This is a genomic window from Pseudomonas sp. PAMC 25886, from assembly GCF_000242655.1.
GTDB lineage: Bacteria > Pseudomonadota > Gammaproteobacteria > Pseudomonadales > Pseudomonadaceae > Aquipseudomonas.
Genome location: NZ_AHHC01000020.1, coordinates 135,812 through 152,242, shown reverse-complemented (window position 1 = coordinate 152,242; position 16,431 = coordinate 135,812). Strand labels below are relative to the sequence as shown.

Genomic DNA, 16,431 nt, shown 5'->3' with positions numbered 1-16,431 from the left:
GCGATTCCTTATTTTTGGGATGGCAGTCCAATCACGCGGCCGAGCAGGGCGGGCTTCGGCAGGTCGGTTTGTTCGGCGCTGATGCTTGCAAGTTTGCCCAGCACCGCGTCACTGAATGGCGCCGAGTGCGGGCCGGCGAGGTCGACGTGGAGCAGCATTTGCTCGTTGCCGGCCAACTCCTTCTCGTCGCCCACCCGATGCAGGCTGTGATAGAGGTGCAGGCGTTTGCGGTCGTGGGCGATGAGCTGGGTGTGCACCTCGACGTCGGCGCCCAGCTTCACTTCGTGCAAGTAGTTGAGGTGCAGTTCCAGGGTGAACAGCGAGTTACCGCTGGCTTCGCGGTTTTCGCTGTCCAGGCCCAGGGTGTCCATCAGCGCATCGGTGGCGTAGCTGAAGATCAGCAGGTAGAACGCATCGCGCAGGTGGCCGTTGTAGTCGACCCACTCGGGGAGGACTTTGGTGGTGTAGGTGGTGAGTGCGGGCATGTCATGGGTTCCGGGTATGTACTCGGTCAAATGTGGGAGCTGGCTTGCCTGCGATGACGGTGCAAGATTCGCCACCGCCATCGCAGGCAAGCCAGCTCCCACAGGAAATCAACAGCCGTTATTCGGCGAAAGTCATGCCGTGTTTTTCCTTGGTGGTCTTCACCGCCTCCAGCACCGCCAGCAGGCAATCATCACGATAGCGCTCCAGCGCCGAAATGCTGTGTTTGCCCAACTGATCGCTGGTGCCGTCCACCACATCGTCGATCAACTTGTCGGTCAATTCCGGTGCCGGCAAATAGGTCCACGGCAACTGCAAGGCCGGGCCGAACTGCGCCATGAAGTGCCGCATGCCGGCATCGCCGCCTGCCAGCGTATAGGTCAAGAACGTGCCCATGAATGACCAGCGCAGACCGGCGCCAAAGCGAATCGCATCGTCGATCTCGCCGGTGGTTGCCACCCCGTCGTTGACCAGGTGCAACGCCTCACGCCACAAGGCTTCCAGCAAGCGATCGGCGATAAAACCGGGCACCTCTTTGCGCACGTGCAAAGGGCGCATGCCGAGGGATTCGTACACCTTGATCGCCGCCTGAATGGCTTCGGGTGCAGTGTTTTTACCGCCTACCACTTCCACCAGCGGCAACAGGTAAACCGGGTTGAACGGGTGACCCACCACGCAGCGTTCCGGGTGCGTGGAGCCTTCATAAAACTCACTCGGCAACAGCCCCGACGTACTCGAACCAATCAACGCATTCGGCTTGGCTGCCGCGCTGATCTTACTGTGCAATTCCAGCTTCAACTCCAGGCGTTCCGGGGCGCTTTCCTGGATGAAGTCGGCGTCTTTCACGCACTCTTCAATTGTGGCCACAAAGCGCAGACGGTCTTGCGATGCGCCGGGTGCCAGGCCTTGTTTTTCCAGGGCGCCCCAGGCATTGGCGACACGTTTGCGCAGGGCCCCTTCGGCGCCGGGCGCCGGGTCCCAGGCCACCACATCCAGGCCGTGGGCCAGGGCGCGGGACACCCAGCCGCTGCCGATAACACCGCTGCCCAGCGCTGCGAAGGTTTTGATTTCAGTGATAAAGCTCATGGCAAATTCCTAAAGAGTTCGGTGATCAATGTGGGAGCTGGCTTGCCTGCGATAGCGGTGTGTCAGCAGCTGTATTCGGTGCAGGTGTGCCGCAATCGCGGGCAAGCCCGGCTCCCACAAGGTTCGGTGCTGTTCGGAACAGTCAGCCGCGTTTGGTCAAACCCATCTTCACGCGGCCTTCGGCAGGGGTCATGACCCGTGCACCGAGGCGGCTGAGGATTTCGCTGGCGCGTTCCACCAGTTGGCCGTTGGTGGCCAGTACGCCCTTGTCCAGCCACAGGTTGTCTTCCAGGCCGACCCGCACGTTGCCGCCCAGCAGCACCGCTTGCGCCGCCATTGGCATCTGCATGCGCCCAATCCCGAAGCCGGCCCACACCGCATCAGCCGGCAGGTTGTCGACCATGGCCTTCATGGTGGTGGTGTCGGCCGGCGCGCCCCATGGGATGCCCAGGCACAGCTGGAACAGCGGGTTGTCGAGCAAGCCTTCCTTGATCATCTGCTTGGCGAACCACAGGTGACCCGTGTCGAAAATTTCCAGCTCGGCTTTAACGCCCAGCTCCTGGATACGCTTGGCGCCCGCCCGCAGCTGGGCCGGGGTGGAGACGTAAATGGTGTCGCCATCGCCGAAGTTCAGGGTGCCGCAATCGAGGGTGCAGATTTCCGGCAACAGTTCTTCCACATGGGCCAGGCGGGTCAACGGGCCGACCAGATCGGTGTTGGGGCCGAACTCCATGGGGTTCTCGCCGCCACCGATTTCCAGGTCGCCACCCATGCCGGCGGTGAGGTTGACGATGATGTCGACGTCCGCCTCGCGGATGCGCTCCATCACTTCGCGGTACAGCGCCACGTCGCGGCTGAACTTGCCGGTTTGGGGGTCACGTACGTGGCAATGCACCACGGTGGCACCGGCCTTGGCTGCTTCCACCGCAGCGGCAGCGATTTGTTTGGGAGTGACCGGCACGTGAGGGCTTCTGGCGGTCGTGTCGCCAGCACCGGTGAGTGCGCAGGTGATGATGACGTCGTGGTTCATGAGGCAGGTTCCTTACAGGCGTGGTGATGCCGTTCGCAGCCGGGAGCGGCTGCGAAACGGTGATTCAGAAAAGGTTATTTGCTGGTCAATTGCAGGTTGGCGGCGGCCGGTTTGCCGTCAAAGGTGGTCACGCCTTCCAGCCAGCGCTGCTGGTCTTGCGGGTGATCCTTGAGCCATTGCTTGGCCGATTCGAGAGCGTCCTTGTGATCCAGCAGCGGCTGCATCATTCGGCTCTCGTCGGCGGCGGTGAAGGTCAGGTTGCTGAGCAGCTTGTGCACGTTGGGGCATTGCTCGGCGTAGGTCGGCGAAGTGACCGACCACACGGTGGCCATGCCTTCGTTCGGGCCCAGGGCGTCATCGCTGCCGGTGAGGTAAGTCATGGCCACATTGACGTTCATCGGGTGCGGCGCCCAGCCGAAGAACACCACGGCTTCCTTGCGGCGCACGGCGCGGTCGACGGCGGCGAGCATGCCGGCCTCGCTGGATTCCACCAGCTGGAATTTGCCGAGGCCAAATTGATTCTTGGCGATCATCGCCTTGATCTGGGTGTTGGCTCCCGAGCCCGGTTCGATGCCGTAGATCTTGCCACCCAGTTCCTTTTCAAACCTGGCGATGTCGGCGAAGGTTTTCAGGCCCTTGTCAGCCAGGTAAGTCGGCACCGCCAAGGTCGCGCGGGCGTCTTCCAGCGACGGCTTGTCGAGCACCTTGACCTGCTTGGCGTCGACAAACGGGGTGATGGTCTGGGTCATCAACGGGTTCCAGTAGCCCAGGAACAGGTCCAGGCGCTGGTCGCGGATCCCGGCAAAGATGATTTGCTGGGAGGCGCTGGTTTGTTTGGTCTTGTAGCCGAGGCCGTCGAGCAACACTTGAGTCATGGCGCTGGTCGCGATTACGTCGGTCCAGTTCACCACGCCCATGCGCACGTTCTGGCAAGAAGCCGCATCGGCTGCCATGACGTTAGTGCTCAAAATGGCGCTGGCGCTGAGTGCGAGCACGCAGCGGCTGATCAGTCGGTTCATGGTGGTTCCCTCGGCAGGTTGTTATTGTGGGTTCCGGCGTCTTTGTGCGCCGTGCAGCCAAGTTACGCAGCTTCAGAGGCGACAAAACGCACGGCGGCGACCAGCTCTTGCACTGCAGCGACCTGCCCCCTTGAATGACCGATTGAACTGGCGTATCACAGTGACCACGCTGTCCGTCCTACGAGAGCGCTCCATGTCCCAGGATTTCTACTTTCTGCTGATGCCGGGTTTCTCCGCCATTGGCTTTATCTCCGCGATCGAACCGCTGCGGGTTGCCAATCGCTTTCGTGGCGAACTGTACCGCTGGCACGTCTTGAGCGCCGACGGCGGCGCGGTGCTGGCGAGCAACGGCATGTCGGTCAACGCCGACGCCGCCCTGGAGCCATTGAAGAAGGGCGCGACCCTATTGGTGGTGGCCGGCTTCGAACCGCTAAAGTTCGCCACGCCGGCCCTGGAACACTGGCTGCGCCGCCTTGACCACGACGGGGTGACCCTGGGCGCCATCGACACCGGCGCCTGCGTGCTCGCCGAAGCGGGCCTGCTCGACGGCCACCGCCTGACCCTGCACTGGGAAGCCATCGACGCCTTCAAGGAATCTTATCCACAGCTGACGGTGACCCAGGAGCTGTTCGAGATCGATCGACGGCGCATCACCTCGGCGGGCGGCACCGCGTCCATCGACCTGATGCTCGACCTGATCAGCCAGGCCCATGGGCCGGAGTTGGCGATCCAGGTGTCCGAACAGTTTGTGCTCGGCCGCATCCGCCCGCGCAAAGACCACCAACGCATGCAGATCGCCACGCGCTACGGCATCAACAACAAGAAGCTGGTGCAGGTGATTGGCGAGATGGAGCAGCACACCGAACCGCCGCTGAGCACACTGGCACTGGCGGAGACGATCAAGGTGACGCGGCGGCAATTGGAGCGGCTGTTTCGGCTGCACCTGAACGACACACCGAGCAATTTCTACCTCGGCTTGCGGCTGGAGAAGGCGCGGCAATTGTTGCGCCAGAGCGACATGAGTGTGCTGGAGGTGAGCATCGCCTGCGGGTTTGAGTCGCCGTCGTATTTCACACGCAGTTACCGGGCGAGGTTTGCCAAGTGCCCAAGGGAAGATCGGAGAGGACTTGGGGCTAGCGTGCAAATTGCACATGAGACGTTGGTATCAGCAGAACCTAAATAGGTGCCTAATTATTTAAATAGGCACCTTTATGAAGAGCCTAATCAGGAGTGCTCGAAAGTTGAATATTTACTATGTTTTCTATTGAACTTTCTACTGAATACAGTTGCTCCACAATCTGCTCCTTTAATCCTATGCAAATAGATTCTGAGTCGAAGACATTCTCGGTGTCTACTGGTTTGAATAGATAGTTGTAGCCTTCTTGCTTGTCAAAAATATTGCATTGATATTGGTGTGTGGTGTTGGCTTGTTCGCTAAAAACGATAAGAGGGGATAGCGTTAAGCAATTTCCAGTTTCAGTGTCATAGATGTGACATTCGCTTTGGCTAAATGGAATGGTTCCATTGTAAATTAACGTATCTACAAAAGGTTGGTTGTCAATTGCCGATCTAAATAAACCCGAAAATTGGTTTCTTTTTATCCCTGAGGACGAAATTCGCTCGAAAAAACCGAAGATTTTATCTTGTAGCGCAAGATTGCAGATATTCATTATTAACGTCAGATGACGATGCGCCTCTACTTTGCTGCTTTCTAATTTTGCGTGTTTGTGGTCTGTGAATTGATTGATAGCTAATTCGAACTCGGGTTTAAGTTCGCTGAAGAGTTTTTCATATTCTTTTGAAAAGTGAGACTTTGATTTCAAATTGATAAGACTGCACTCTAGAAGCGCCTTCAGGGGGCCCATCGATCTATGTGCAAATGCGTTAAAAGCGCGACCCAATACGTTATGAGCGTTTGCTTCAGATGCTGCGGTATATGCTGCGAAGCTGAGAGCTGCTTCAAATGCGTCACGTGCTAAATCAATTGCATTTTTCTCATGGTTAACTTGCAAGTATTTTCGTAGTGGTATTGCAATCGGGTATGGGAGATTTGGAAGAATTTTTCGAAGGTCTGACCAGCTAGCGTCGTTTGATCTTTTAGTAATAGTTACTATATTTTGATCGGTAAGTTCACATATAGAGGAGTTGCTTGTGCCGAAGTCGAAGCCTATAAAGAATTGGTTGTTTTGGACATTTGAAGAGTCTGATGTCATATCAATAACAAACGGTTTTCCTTCAAATGATACTTCCGGTATCTGCTTTTCTGGATTTCCTGAGGAATAAATAAATCTTGGAGTCGTTGTTCCGTCGCCTTTGATTGTAAGCTCTACTTTAGTTTTGCTTTCGAAAAAAGCATCGCCGCGAGTATGAATTTTACTGCTTTCTATGTTGTATCGTTCCTCAATTGATATTTCACTTGACTCTGCTTGAGGTCTCAAGAAGTAGTATTCCAAGATACGCTTTGGTGGGGACGATAGCTTTACTTTCCAAGATAAAGGTTCATCAATAAAATTTTTCAATGATTGCGCGGATGGAATAAGATCCCCTTCTTTAGTGTTTGTCATGTCAATTTTATCTTGGATGGATGTGAATCGCTTGCTCTCTAAACCTTTTTCGTCCGGATTCAGTATTAATTTTATGGGGTTGTAAGTTACAGATATGAATTCGCTGTCGTGGTCAAAATAGCGGCGTGCGCACTCAATTGCCAATCCTTTTGCTACCACCTCTTGAAATGAGGAGCTTAGAGGTAAAGGTCTTGCATGGCCTAACTCTTCTGAAAAGTCTCGTTCTAGCAGCTTTTCTAGAATCCTAATATTTGATGATCCCCCGGAAATTAGTGTTGAGGTGATAGGTCGACCTCGAAGTGCTTCTCTACCTCGTGATATAACTTGTGCAATTGTTTTTTTGATCTGCTTGTCCCAGACCTCACGTTCAAATACTGTTTTAAATTGATGGCCGATTAGTTCGGACTCATACCATAGAGTTTCACTTGAGAAAGGGTTTTTTGGAAGCTTTATAGGAGACTTTTCATAACATACAGTATTTCCAATTGACCAGTTGGTTATTTGATTTGTCAGGTTTTTTTTCGTCGTTTCTATTTCTTTTTCTATTTGCTCAATATTTCGAATGAAAGATTTTTTTTCATCATTCAATTGGTCGAATTTTAATTCGCCCTTACGATATCTTTGGGCAGTGGTGATGTGCTGCGCAATTTTGCTTTTTGTTGTGGGGTCGTCAAAGTCTCGTTTTATTAAATACTCTGCCAAAATAGTATTTATATAGAATCCACCAATCGGTATGGAAGCGGCGGCTAGAGGTTTCGCATGTTTTCCACTTTGGCTAATATCGCCATTGTTTGTAGACTCAATTATGCATGCATCAAATGTTCCCCCTCCGAAGTCAATTATCAACGCAATATGCTTTATATTGTCTGATAACTGAGGCGTGCGAAGTCCGTATCTATAATACTGATATACGGCGAAAGGTTCCGGTAAGAAGTCAATGGATTCAAAGTTATGAAGTATCCGCTTGATATTGTCTCGATAGTTTTTTATCCAGTTTTTCCCAGGTGTTTCAATCTGAAATGATAAAGGTTCGGCAACTATGATCTTTGCGTTGATTCGGTGATAATCATCTTTTGCTTTGAATGCCGTTGTATATGCTAGAACGGTGTCAAAGAAATTTTTTGTTAATTCAAATGCACTTTTCTCTACGTCAATGTTGGTTTGAAACTTTTTCCGTTCTAGTAGCGCCGATCCTGCAGTAATATCGCCTAAATCGACCTTGAAATTTTTGTTGGCTATATGCCCTTTAGCTTCCTCTTCTTCTGCTTCAGTTCCAATATGCACCTTGTCATCACTTTTGTACGTGATGACTGTGGGAATGTAAGTTTCACCATTGATCTGTTTGAGTTGAATGCTGTCAATCCAGATGGTTTTTTCTGTCTTACTCATTAATAGGTCTCTAATTTTAATTATTTTGGTTGCTTGAAATAGTGCTGGCTTTTACACGCGGATAGGTCTGTATTTAGGGTTTGATTTGTGCGAAGGATATATCGTGTTTTTACGATGATTAATAGTTCTGTTATCGAGATGGACAACTTTGAATCGTAGCATGCATGTTTTTTATACCTTGGTTTCGCAATGCTGGAAGTGGGTAGAGTCGGACTATAGAAATAGTTTTTTAACTGAATAAATGACAGGCATCTTGGAAGATGAAGCACATTTATTCTGCTGTATATCTGTCCAGTCACAGTAATCCCTCTGCGTCTTAGATAGAGTTGACCTCGCATGTCAATGCGCGGCATCTTTGAGAGTAATCTCGATAAAGTCATTTTGCCAGCATCAACGTGCGGTTCTATATGAATGGTGTGGTATTAGACGGACGACTTAGGGAGCTGCGGCGTGTTGTTGGGGCGTTTTTGATGCGCGGATACGGAGACGTGAATGTCCACTCGGGGACGCAAGGCGTATGACTGTAGATGGGGCTGGTATTTCGGATTCACCCAGAGCCCTCAACTTTACCTAGGATTGCGTCTAGATAAGGTTAGGCCGTTATTACGCTAGACCGAGATCAGCGTGCCGGCAGTAATCATCGCCTGTGGGATTGAATCGCGTCATATTTTCACCCGCAGCTGACGAGGTTTGCCAAATGTCTGAGGGAGCAGGGTTGATTTATGCCAGTTATACCGATGACTATAATTGGGCATAAAACGCCTCTTACTTCTTCACCAACGCCGCACATGCCGCCTTGTAAGCCTCATGCTGATACTTGTTCAGCGTCGCCGGCAGGGCAAAGTCGTGTTTCTTGTTCTGCGCATTGATGGTCTGCGGCGACAGCAGCGTCACTTCAACGCCCTCCAGCAACTGAAACACACCTTCAATCTTGAACGTAGTCGGGCCACCGGCGAATTCGCCTTTCTTGCTGCGCTTCTTGATGGCGATGCGGCTGATGCCGTTTTCCCGCACAAACGCGCTGACCTGAGCGGCGAAGGCCTTGACGTTGGCCGCCTCATCATCGTCTTCAAGGGCGATTTTCTTGGTGGTCAGGGCTGCATGGCTCAATGCCTGACCGTCGAGCGAGGCGACAGCAATAATGGCTTCGCTGCCTTTGATTTCGATGCCGCAGATTGTCATGAATAGCCTTGATTCTGAGTAAAGAGTGGAGGGGATTGTCGCTTATTCCTGCCCAATCGACTCCAAAAACTCCGACCGCTCATCACTCATCCGCGCCAAACAGTCATTCTGCTGGATCGCATACTCCTTGCTGCCCGCCACCGCCGGGAACGTATCCACGGCGCAATCCGCGTCACGTAACTTTTCCCACTTCTGCTGGGCATCCTTCAGACGAGCGGTAATGTCCGCCAGCTGCGTCTTGTTGCTGCCATAGGTCGACCCCATGCGTTCCAGCAGCCCCTGGTAGTTATCCTTGAGCAGCTGTTCGGCGGTGGTTTTGTTATAGGTAGCGCATTCCAGGGTTTGTTTGTCGTTCTCGATGCCATCGCAAGGCGTGTTGTCGGTGTCTTCGGCCGCGTGCACGCCGGTTGCGATGAGTGCCAAAGCCAGGAAAATCGATTTCATTGCGCCGTCTCATATCAGTTGATGAGCAAATTCTGGCTCAAGCGTAAGACAAAGAACAGATACCCGTCGGAGATGTCATGTTGGCCTTTGTCGCGGATTGACGCTTTCGGCAATTCCCTTGTCGTTTTTGCACCCGGCTCCTTCTGCCCCGGGGCATATGCTGGCCCCAAAGCGCCGGCAGACGATTCGGCGCATGAATCGCCAATAAGGGGACGCCTGATGAGCCCAGCCGAATTGCACGCCGACAGCATCGTTATCGACGGGCTGATCATTGCCAAGTGGAACCGCGACCTGTTCGAAGACATGCGCAAGGGTGGCCTTACCGCTGCCAACTGCACCGTGTCGGTATGGGAAGGGTTCCAGGCCACCATTAACAACATCGTGGCCAGCCAGACCCTGATCCGCGAGAACAGCGACCTGGTGATCCCGGTGAAAACCACCGCCGATATCCGTCGCGCCAAGGAGCAGGGCAAGACCGGTATCATTTTCGGCTTCCAGAACGCCCATGCGTTTGAAGACCAGCTCGGCTACGTCGAGATCTTCAAGCAGCTCGGGGTTGGCGTGGTGCAGATGTGCTACAACACCCAGAACCTGGTGGGCACCGGCTGCTACGAGCGCGACGGCGGCCTGTCGGGCTTCGGTCGCGAGATCGTCGCCGAGATGAACCGCGTCGGCATCATGTGCGACCTGTCCCACGTGGGCTCCAAGACCTCCGAAGAAGTCATCCTCGAATCGAAAAAACCGGTGTGCTACTCCCACTGCCTGCCGTCGGGTCTCAAAGAGCACCCGCGCAACAAGTCCGATGAAGAACTGAAGTTCATCGCCGACCACGGTGGTTTTGTCGGCGTGACCATGTTCGCGCCGTTCCTGGCCAAGGGCATCGATTCGACCATCGACGACTACGCCGAAGCCATCGAATACACCATGAACATCGTGGGCGAAGACGCCATCGGCATCGGCACCGACTTCACCCAGGGCCATGGCCAGGATTTCTTTGAAATGCTGACCCACGACAAGGGCTACGCCCGCCGCCTGACCAGCTTCGGCAAGATCATCAACCCGCTGGGCATCCGCACCGTGGGCGAGTTCCCCAACCTCACCGAGACCCTGCTCAAGCGCGGCCATCCTGAGCGCGTGGTGCGCAAGATCATGGGCGAAAACTGGGTCAACGTCCTGAAGGACGTCTGGGGCGAATAAGCCACCGCATCTTCTGAATCCTTTCCCGCTGCCGTCCGCGCAGCGGGCAATAAACCGAATTGTTTGGAGTTAAGTTTCCATGGCCAAGATCGCCCCTCAATTGCCTATCGAAGTCGACAGCGAAACCGGTGTCTGGACCTCCGACGCCCTGCCGATGCTGTACGTGCCGCGCCATTTCTTCGTCAACAACCACATGGGTATCGAAGAAGTCCTGGGGGCCGACGCCTACGCCGAAATCCTCTACAAGGCCGGTTACAAATCCGCCTGGCACTGGTGTGAAAAAGAAGCTGAATGCCACGGCCTGGAAGGCGTCGCGGTGTTCGAGCACTACATGAAGCGCCTGTCGCAACGCGGCTGGGGCCTGTTCAAGATCCAGGACATCGACCTCGACAAAGGCACCGCCAGCGTCAAGCTCGAACACTCGGCATTCGTGTATGTGTACGGCAAGGTCGGGCGCAAGGTCGACTACATGTTCACCGGCTGGTTTGCCGGCGCGATGGATCAGATCCTCGAAGCCCGCGGCAGCAAAATCCGCACCGTGGCCGAGCAAGTCTACGGCGGCTCCGAAGAGGGCCACGACGACGGCCTGTTCACCGTCAAGCCGTTGTAAGTCGAGGACCCTGCCATGGCTTTCGAAGCAATGTTTGCGCCGATCCAGATCGGCAAACTGACCATCCGCAACCGCGTGCTCAGTACCGCCCACGCCGAGGTGTATGCCACCGACGGCGGCATGACCACCGACCGCTATGTGAAGTATTACGAAGAGAAAGCCAAGGGCGGGATCGGCCTGGCGATCTGCGGCGGTTCTTCCAGTGTCGCCATCGACAGCCCCCAAGGCTGGTGGAAATCGGTGAACCTGGCGGATGACCGGATCATCCCGCACTTCCAGAACCTGGCCGATGCCATGCACAAGCATGGCGCCAAGATCATGATCCAGATTACCCACATGGGCCGTCGTTCGCGCTGGGATGGCGAGCATTGGCCCACGTTGCTGTCGCCGTCGGGCATCCGCGAGCCGGTGCACCGTGCGACCTGCAAAACCATCGAGCCGGAGGAAATCTGGCGGGTGATCGGCAACTACGCCACTGCGGCGGCACGCGCCAAGGCCGGTGGCCTGGACGGCGTGGAACTGTCGGCGGTGCACCAGCACATGATCGACCAGTTCTGGAGCCCACGGGTTAACAAACGTACTGACGAGTGGGGCGGCAGCTTCGAAAACCGCATGCGTTTCGGCCTTGAAGTATTGAAGGCGGTGCGCAAGGAAGTCGGCCCGGATTTCTGCGTGGGCATCCGTTTGTGCGGCGATGAATTCCACCCGGACGGCTTGTCCCACGAGGACATGAAACAGATCGCCAAGTACTACGACGACACCGGCATGCTGGACTTTATCGGCGTGGTCGGCTCGGGCTGTGATACCCACAACACCCTGGCCAACGTCATCCCGAACATGAGTTATCCACCGGAGCCCTTCCTGCACTTGGCGGCCGGGATCAAGGAAGTGGTCAAGGCCCCGGTGCTGCACGCGCAGAACATCAAGGACCCGAACCAGGCGACCCGTATTCTGGAAGGCGGCTACGTGGACATGGTCGGCATGACCCGCGCCCACATCGCCGACCCGCACCTGATCGCCAAGATCAAGATGGGCCAGATCGACCAGATCAAACAGTGCGTCGGCGCCAACTACTGCATCGACCGGCAGTACCAGGGCCTGGACGTGCTGTGCATCCAGAACGCCGCCACCTCCCGTGAATACATGGGCGTGCCGCACATCATCGAGAAATCCGCCGGGCCTAAACGCAAAGTCGTGGTGGTGGGTGCCGGCCCGGCCGGGATGGAAGCGGCACGGGTGGCCGCCGAACGGGGCCACGACGTGACGCTGTTCGAGAAGAAAGAATTTATCGGCGGCCAAATTACCACCGCTTCCAAGGCCCCGCAGCGCGACCAGATTGCCGGGATCACCCGCTGGTTCCAGCTGGAACTGGCACGCCTGAACGTCGACCTGCGCCTGGGCGTGGCGGCGGACGCGGCGACCATCCTCGACCTGCGTCCGGACGTGGTGGTGCTGGCGGTGGGCGGTCATCCGTTCCTGGAGCAGAACGAACACTGGGGCGCGGCGGAAGGCCTGGTGGTCAGCAGCTGGGATGTGCTCGACGGCAAGGTTGCACCGGGCAAGAACGTGCTGGTGTACGACACCATTTGCGAGTTCACCGGCATGTCGGTGGCGGACTTCCTCGCGGACAAGGGCAGCCAGGTCGAGATCGTCACCGACGACATCAAGCCGGGCGTGGCCATCGGCGGTACATCGTTCCCGACGTACTACCGCAGCATGTACCCCAAGGAAGTGATCATGACCGGCGACATGATGCTGGAAAAGGTCTACCGCGAGGGCGACAAGCTGGTGGCGGTGCTGGAGAACGAATACACCGGGGCCAAAGAGGAACGGGTGGTCGATCAAGTGGTGGTCGAGAACGGCGTGCGTCCTGACGAAGAGATCTATTACGGGCTCAAGGAAGGCTCGCGCAACAAGGGCCAGATGGACATCGAAGCCCTGTTCGCGATCAAGCCGCAACCGTGCCTGAGCGAGCCGGGCGAGGGGTACTTGCTGTTCCGCATTGGTGACTGTGTGGCCCAGCGTAATACCCACGCCGCCATCTACGACGCCCTGCGCCTGTGCAAGGATTTCTGACCCAACACCGAACCAATGTGGAAACCGATCAATGTGGGAGCCGGCTTTTCTGTGGGAGCCGGGCTTGCCCGCGATGCAGGCGGCTCGGTTTCAAGTGAAACCGAGTTGTTGCCATCGCAGGCAAGCCAGCTCCCACATTGAGCCGGTTTCCATACAAGACCTGTGTGGTCTTTGGGAGCTTCACCATGTTGAACACCCTGCTTCCCATCCTGCTCTTTGCTGCCTTGGGCCTTGCGGTCCTCGGCGCGCTGCGCCGGGTGAACATGTGGCGCCGCGGCCGGTCCTCCAAGGTCGACCTGCTCGGCGGCCTTTTGGCCATGCCCAAGCGCTACATGGTCGACTTGCACCACGTGGTCGCCCGCGACAAATACATCGCCAACACCCACGTCGCCACCGCCCTGGGCTTTGTGCTTTCGGCGCTGCTGGCGATCCTGGTGCATGGTTTCGGCCTGCATAACCGCATCCTCGGCTACGCGTTGCTGCTGGCCTCGGTATTGATGTTTGTCGGCGCCACCTTCGTTTACCTGCGTCGTCGCAACCCGCCTGCGCGCCTGTCGAAAGGCCCGTGGATGCGCCTGCCGAAAAGCCTGATGGCGTTCTCGGTGAGCTTCTTCCTGGTGACCTTGCCGGTGGCCGGGATTCTGCCTGCCGACTTCGGCGGCTGGCTGCTCGCCGCCTTGCTCAGCCTGGGCGTGCTGTGGGGCGTGTCCGAAATGTTCTTCGGCATGACCTGGGGCGGCCCGATGAAGCACGCCTTCGCGGGTGCCTTGCACCTGGCCTGGCACCGCCGCGCCGAACGCTTCGGTGGTGGCCGTTCCACCGGTTTGAAGCCCCTGAATCTCGCCGATAAGACCGCGCCCCTCGGCGTGGAAAAGCCGGTGGATTTCACCTGGAACCAACTGCTCGGCTTCGACGCCTGCGTGCAGTGCGGCAAGTGCGAAGCCGCGTGCCCGGCGTTCGCCGCCGGCCAGCCGCTGAACCCGAAAAAACTGATTCAGGACATGGTCGTCGGCCTGGCCGGTGGCACCGATGCCAAGTTCGCTGGCAGTCCCTATCCGGGCAAAGCCATTGGCGAACATGCCGGTAGCCCGCACCAGCCAATCGTCAACGGCCTGGTGGACGCCGAGACCCTGTGGTCGTGCACCACCTGCCGCGCCTGCGTGGAAGAGTGCCCGATGATGATCGAGCACGTGGACGCCATCGTCGACATGCGCCGCCACCTCACCCTGGAGAAAGGCGCGACCCCGAACAAGGGCGCCGAAGTCCTGGAAAACCTGATCGCCACCGACAACCCGGGCGGTTTCGCACCGGGCGGGCGGATGAACTGGGCGGCGGACTTGAACCTGCCATTGCTCAGCGACAAAAAAACCGTCGACGTTCTGTTCTGGGTCGGCGACGGCGCCTTCGACATGCGCAACCAGCGCACCCTGCGCGCCTTCGTCAAAGTGCTGAAAGCGGCCAAGGTCGACTTCGCGGTACTGGGCCTTGAAGAGCGTGACAGCGGTGACGTCGCCCGCCGCCTTGGCGATGAGGCAACGTTCCAGATGTTGGCCTCACGCAATATCCAGACCCTGGCCAAGTACAGCTTCAAGCGCATCGTCACCTGCGACCCTCATAGTTTCCATGTGCTGAAAAACGAATACGGCGCCTTTGACGGCAACTACGTCGTGCAGCACCACAGCACCTACATGGCCGAACTGATCGACGCCGGCGCCCTGAACCTGGGCCAGCACAAAGGCAGCAGCGTGACCTATCACGACCCGTGCTACCTGGGCCGCTACAACGGCGAATACGAAGCGCCGCGCCACGTGCTGCGGGCGCTGGGGATCGAGGTCAAGGAGATGCAACGTTCCGGCTTCCGCTCACGCTGCTGCGGCGGCGGTGGCGGGGCGCCGATCACCGACATTCCCGGCAAGCAACGGATTCCCGACATGCGCATGGAAGACATCCGCGAGACCGGCGCCGAGCTGGTGGCCGTGGGGTGTCCACAGTGCACAGCGATGCTTGAAGGTGTGGTCGAGCCGCGTCCGCTGATCAAGGACATCGCCGAGTTGGTGGCCGACGCCTTGCTCGAAGACGCAGCCCCGGCCAAGACCCCGAAACGCGAACCTGCGCAGGTGCATATATGAGCGATATTATCCGCCGCGACCCACGGGCCGAATGGATCGCCCGCAACCGCCTGCACCCGCTGCACGCGGCGATGCAGCCGGTGCAACACAGCTGGATGGGACCGAACGGCGTCATCCGCAAAAATGTGCATGGTGTCGGTTTTATCGGCCCCAACGGCATCAAGCGTATCGACCGCAGCGGTGCTCAACAGGGTGGCGCGGTCAAGCGTTCTGCGGCAGTGGAAGTGCAGTTGCCGTTGCATCAGGTGGCCGCGCCGGCGTTTTACATCAACGTGGTGCCGGACATGGTCGGCGGCCGTCTGAGCAGCCACGACCGCGACCTGCTGGGCCTGGCCCGGCAGTTGGCCGGCAACGACGGTGCCGTGCTGGCCGTGGTATTCGGCGAGCACAAGGAAAACGCCTTTGCCACTGCTGGTGTGGATCGGCTGCTGGTGCTGGACGGCCACGAGTTCGACGGTTATTCACCGGAGCAACGGGTGCATGGCCTGCGGGCTGTGGATAACCAGTTCAACCCGCGCCACTGGCTGCTGCCGGACAGCCGCAGCGGTGGCGGCGAATTGGGCCGGCGCTTTGCCGCCAGCCTCAAGGAACGCCCGGCCACGCGGGTCTGGCAGATCAAGGGCCAGGAATGTATTGGCCGCGCAGGTGCTGGCCAGCAGGATTTGGCCCGGCCACTGCCACGAATGATCCTGGCCGCGGCGGAGTGCGCGGAGCCCGTCAGTGAAACCCGTCATGAAGTACTGACGGTGGAGTTATCCACCAGCCTGGCCCGCAGCTTGCCGCGCATCGAAGATTTGGGCGCGGTGGCCGTGGACCCGGCAGCGATTCCCATGGCCGAAGCGGAGTTTATTTTCTCTGGCGGCAACGGGGTCAAGGACTGGGCACTGTTCCACCAGACTGCCGCCGCGTTGGGCGCAACAGAAGGCGCCTCTCGGGTGGCGGTGGACGATGGCTTTATGGCGCGTGATCGGCAGGTCGGCGCCAGCGGCACCTGGGTCACCGCACGGGTCTACGTGGCGGTGGGGATTTCCGGGGCGATCCAGCACCTGCAAGGCATTGGTGCCTGCGACAAGGTGGTGGCGATCAACCTCGACCCGGGCTGCGACATGATCAAGCGTGCCGACCTGTCGGTGATCGGCGAAAGCGCCGCGATTCTGCAAGCCTTGATCGTTGCGGTCGAGGCCTACCGCAATGGCGCCAAGCGCGATGCGGCTTAAGGAAA

General features: G+C 57.2%; 13 protein-coding genes. 6 read left to right on the top strand and 7 right to left on the bottom strand.

Features of this window, described 5'->3' with window-relative positions; all coding sequences use genetic code 11:
• Positions 1 to 8: 8 nt before the first annotated feature.
• The 4 genes from MUM_RS0104620 to MUM_RS0104605 form a co-directional block, all read right to left on the bottom strand.
• Complete coding sequence (locus tag MUM_RS0104620) at positions 9 to 485, bottom strand: thioesterase family protein (RefSeq protein WP_010167537.1); 477 nt, start codon at positions 483 to 485, stop codon at positions 9 to 11.
• Positions 486 to 603: 118 nt separating this feature from the next.
• Positions 604 to 1,569, bottom strand: a complete 966-nt coding sequence (locus MUM_RS0104615; RefSeq protein WP_010167535.1) for an L-carnitine dehydrogenase — start codon at positions 1,567 to 1,569, stop codon at positions 604 to 606.
• A 142-nt stretch (positions 1,570 to 1,711) separates the two neighbouring features.
• Positions 1,712 to 2,599, bottom strand: coding sequence for a 3-keto-5-aminohexanoate cleavage protein (locus tag MUM_RS0104610; RefSeq protein ID WP_010167533.1), 888 nt, complete (start codon positions 2,597 to 2,599; stop codon positions 1,712 to 1,714).
• A 74-nt stretch (positions 2,600 to 2,673) separates the two neighbouring features.
• The gene (locus tag MUM_RS0104605) at positions 2,674 to 3,618 is read right to left on the bottom strand and encodes a choline ABC transporter substrate-binding protein (protein WP_010167531.1); all 945 of its coding nucleotides are present in this window, start codon (positions 3,616 to 3,618) and stop codon (positions 2,674 to 2,676) included.
• A gap of 193 nt (positions 3,619 to 3,811) precedes the next feature.
• Here MUM_RS0104605 and MUM_RS0104600 point away from each other — a divergent pair, with 193 nt between their 5' ends.
• On the top strand, positions 3,812 to 4,801 hold the full coding sequence (locus MUM_RS0104600; protein WP_010167528.1) for a GlxA family transcriptional regulator: 990 nt from the start codon (positions 3,812 to 3,814) through the stop codon (positions 4,799 to 4,801).
• A gap of 37 nt (positions 4,802 to 4,838) precedes the next feature.
• Here MUM_RS0104600 and MUM_RS1000000133980 read toward each other — a convergent pair whose 3' ends face one another.
• The 3 genes from MUM_RS1000000133980 to MUM_RS0104590 form a co-directional block, all read right to left on the bottom strand.
• Positions 4,839 to 7,571, bottom strand: a complete 2,733-nt coding sequence (locus MUM_RS1000000133980; RefSeq protein ID WP_141629470.1) for a hypothetical protein — start codon at positions 7,569 to 7,571, stop codon at positions 4,839 to 4,841.
• A gap of 765 nt (positions 7,572 to 8,336) precedes the next feature.
• Positions 8,337 to 8,753 (bottom strand): DUF3010 family protein, encoded by a 417-nt coding sequence (locus MUM_RS0104595; protein ID WP_010167524.1) that lies wholly within the window; start codon positions 8,751 to 8,753, stop codon positions 8,337 to 8,339.
• A 42-nt stretch (positions 8,754 to 8,795) separates the two neighbouring features.
• Complete coding sequence (locus MUM_RS0104590) at positions 8,796 to 9,197, bottom strand: lysozyme inhibitor LprI family protein (RefSeq protein ID WP_010167522.1); 402 nt, start codon at positions 9,195 to 9,197, stop codon at positions 8,796 to 8,798.
• A 219-nt stretch (positions 9,198 to 9,416) separates the two neighbouring features.
• Between MUM_RS0104590 and MUM_RS0104585 the strand changes: the two genes are divergently transcribed.
• The 5 genes from MUM_RS0104585 to etfA all read left to right on the top strand — a co-directional run bounded on the left by MUM_RS0104585 (position 9,417) and on the right by etfA (position 16,426).
• Positions 9,417 to 10,394 carry a dipeptidase gene (locus MUM_RS0104585; protein WP_005792153.1) on the top strand — a complete coding sequence of 326 codons (978 nt, stop codon included), beginning with the start codon at positions 9,417 to 9,419 and terminating at the stop codon, positions 10,392 to 10,394.
• 79 nt (positions 10,395 to 10,473) lie between these two features.
• Positions 10,474 to 11,004 carry a DUF5943 domain-containing protein gene (locus tag MUM_RS0104580; RefSeq protein WP_005792152.1) on the top strand — a complete coding sequence of 177 codons (531 nt, stop codon included), beginning with the start codon at positions 10,474 to 10,476 and terminating at the stop codon, positions 11,002 to 11,004.
• 15 nt (positions 11,005 to 11,019) lie between these two features.
• Positions 11,020 to 13,080, top strand: coding sequence for a dimethylglycine demethylation protein DgcA (dgcA, locus tag MUM_RS0104575; RefSeq protein ID WP_010167515.1), 2,061 nt, complete (start codon positions 11,020 to 11,022; stop codon positions 13,078 to 13,080).
• Positions 13,081 to 13,265: 185 nt separating this feature from the next.
• Positions 13,266 to 15,209 (top strand): dimethylglycine demethylation protein DgcB, encoded by a 1,944-nt coding sequence (gene dgcB / locus MUM_RS0104570; protein WP_010167513.1) that lies wholly within the window; start codon positions 13,266 to 13,268, stop codon positions 15,207 to 15,209.
• Positions 15,206 to 16,426, top strand: coding sequence for an electron transfer flavoprotein subunit alpha (gene etfA / locus MUM_RS0104565; RefSeq protein ID WP_010167511.1), 1,221 nt, complete (start codon positions 15,206 to 15,208; stop codon positions 16,424 to 16,426). Before dgcB ends, etfA begins: the two co-directional genes overlap by 4 nt.
• Positions 16,427 to 16,431 lie beyond the last annotated feature (5 nt).

Coding starts and splice junctions, on each gene's coding strand:
- MUM_RS0104620 (WP_010167537.1), bottom strand. CDS start 485: ATGCCCGCACTCACCACCTACACCACCAAAGTCCTCCCCGAGTGGGTC.
- MUM_RS0104605 (WP_010167531.1), bottom strand. CDS start 3,618: ATGAACCGACTGATCAGCCGCTGCGTGCTCGCACTCAGCGCCAGCGCC.
- MUM_RS1000000133980 (WP_141629470.1), bottom strand. CDS start 7,571: ATGAGTAAGACAGAAAAAACCATCTGGATTGACAGCATTCAACTCAAA.
- MUM_RS0104595 (WP_010167524.1), bottom strand. CDS start 8,753: ATGACAATCTGCGGCATCGAAATCAAAGGCAGCGAAGCCATTATTGCT.
- etfA (WP_010167511.1), top strand. CDS start 15,206: ATGAGCGATATTATCCGCCGCGACCCACGGGCCGAATGGATCGCCCGC.
- MUM_RS0104610 (WP_010167533.1), bottom strand. CDS start 2,599: ATGAACCACGACGTCATCATCACCTGCGCACTCACCGGTGCTGGCGAC.
- MUM_RS0104580 (WP_005792152.1), top strand. CDS start 10,474: ATGGCCAAGATCGCCCCTCAATTGCCTATCGAAGTCGACAGCGAAACC.
- MUM_RS0104600 (WP_010167528.1), top strand. CDS start 3,812: ATGTCCCAGGATTTCTACTTTCTGCTGATGCCGGGTTTCTCCGCCATT.
- MUM_RS0104590 (WP_010167522.1), bottom strand. CDS start 9,197: ATGAAATCGATTTTCCTGGCTTTGGCACTCATCGCAACCGGCGTGCAC.
- dgcB (WP_010167513.1), top strand. CDS start 13,266: ATGTTGAACACCCTGCTTCCCATCCTGCTCTTTGCTGCCTTGGGCCTT.
- MUM_RS0104585 (WP_005792153.1), top strand. CDS start 9,417: ATGAGCCCAGCCGAATTGCACGCCGACAGCATCGTTATCGACGGGCTG.
- dgcA (WP_010167515.1), top strand. CDS start 11,020: ATGGCTTTCGAAGCAATGTTTGCGCCGATCCAGATCGGCAAACTGACC.
- MUM_RS0104615 (WP_010167535.1), bottom strand. CDS start 1,569: ATGAGCTTTATCACTGAAATCAAAACCTTCGCAGCGCTGGGCAGCGGT.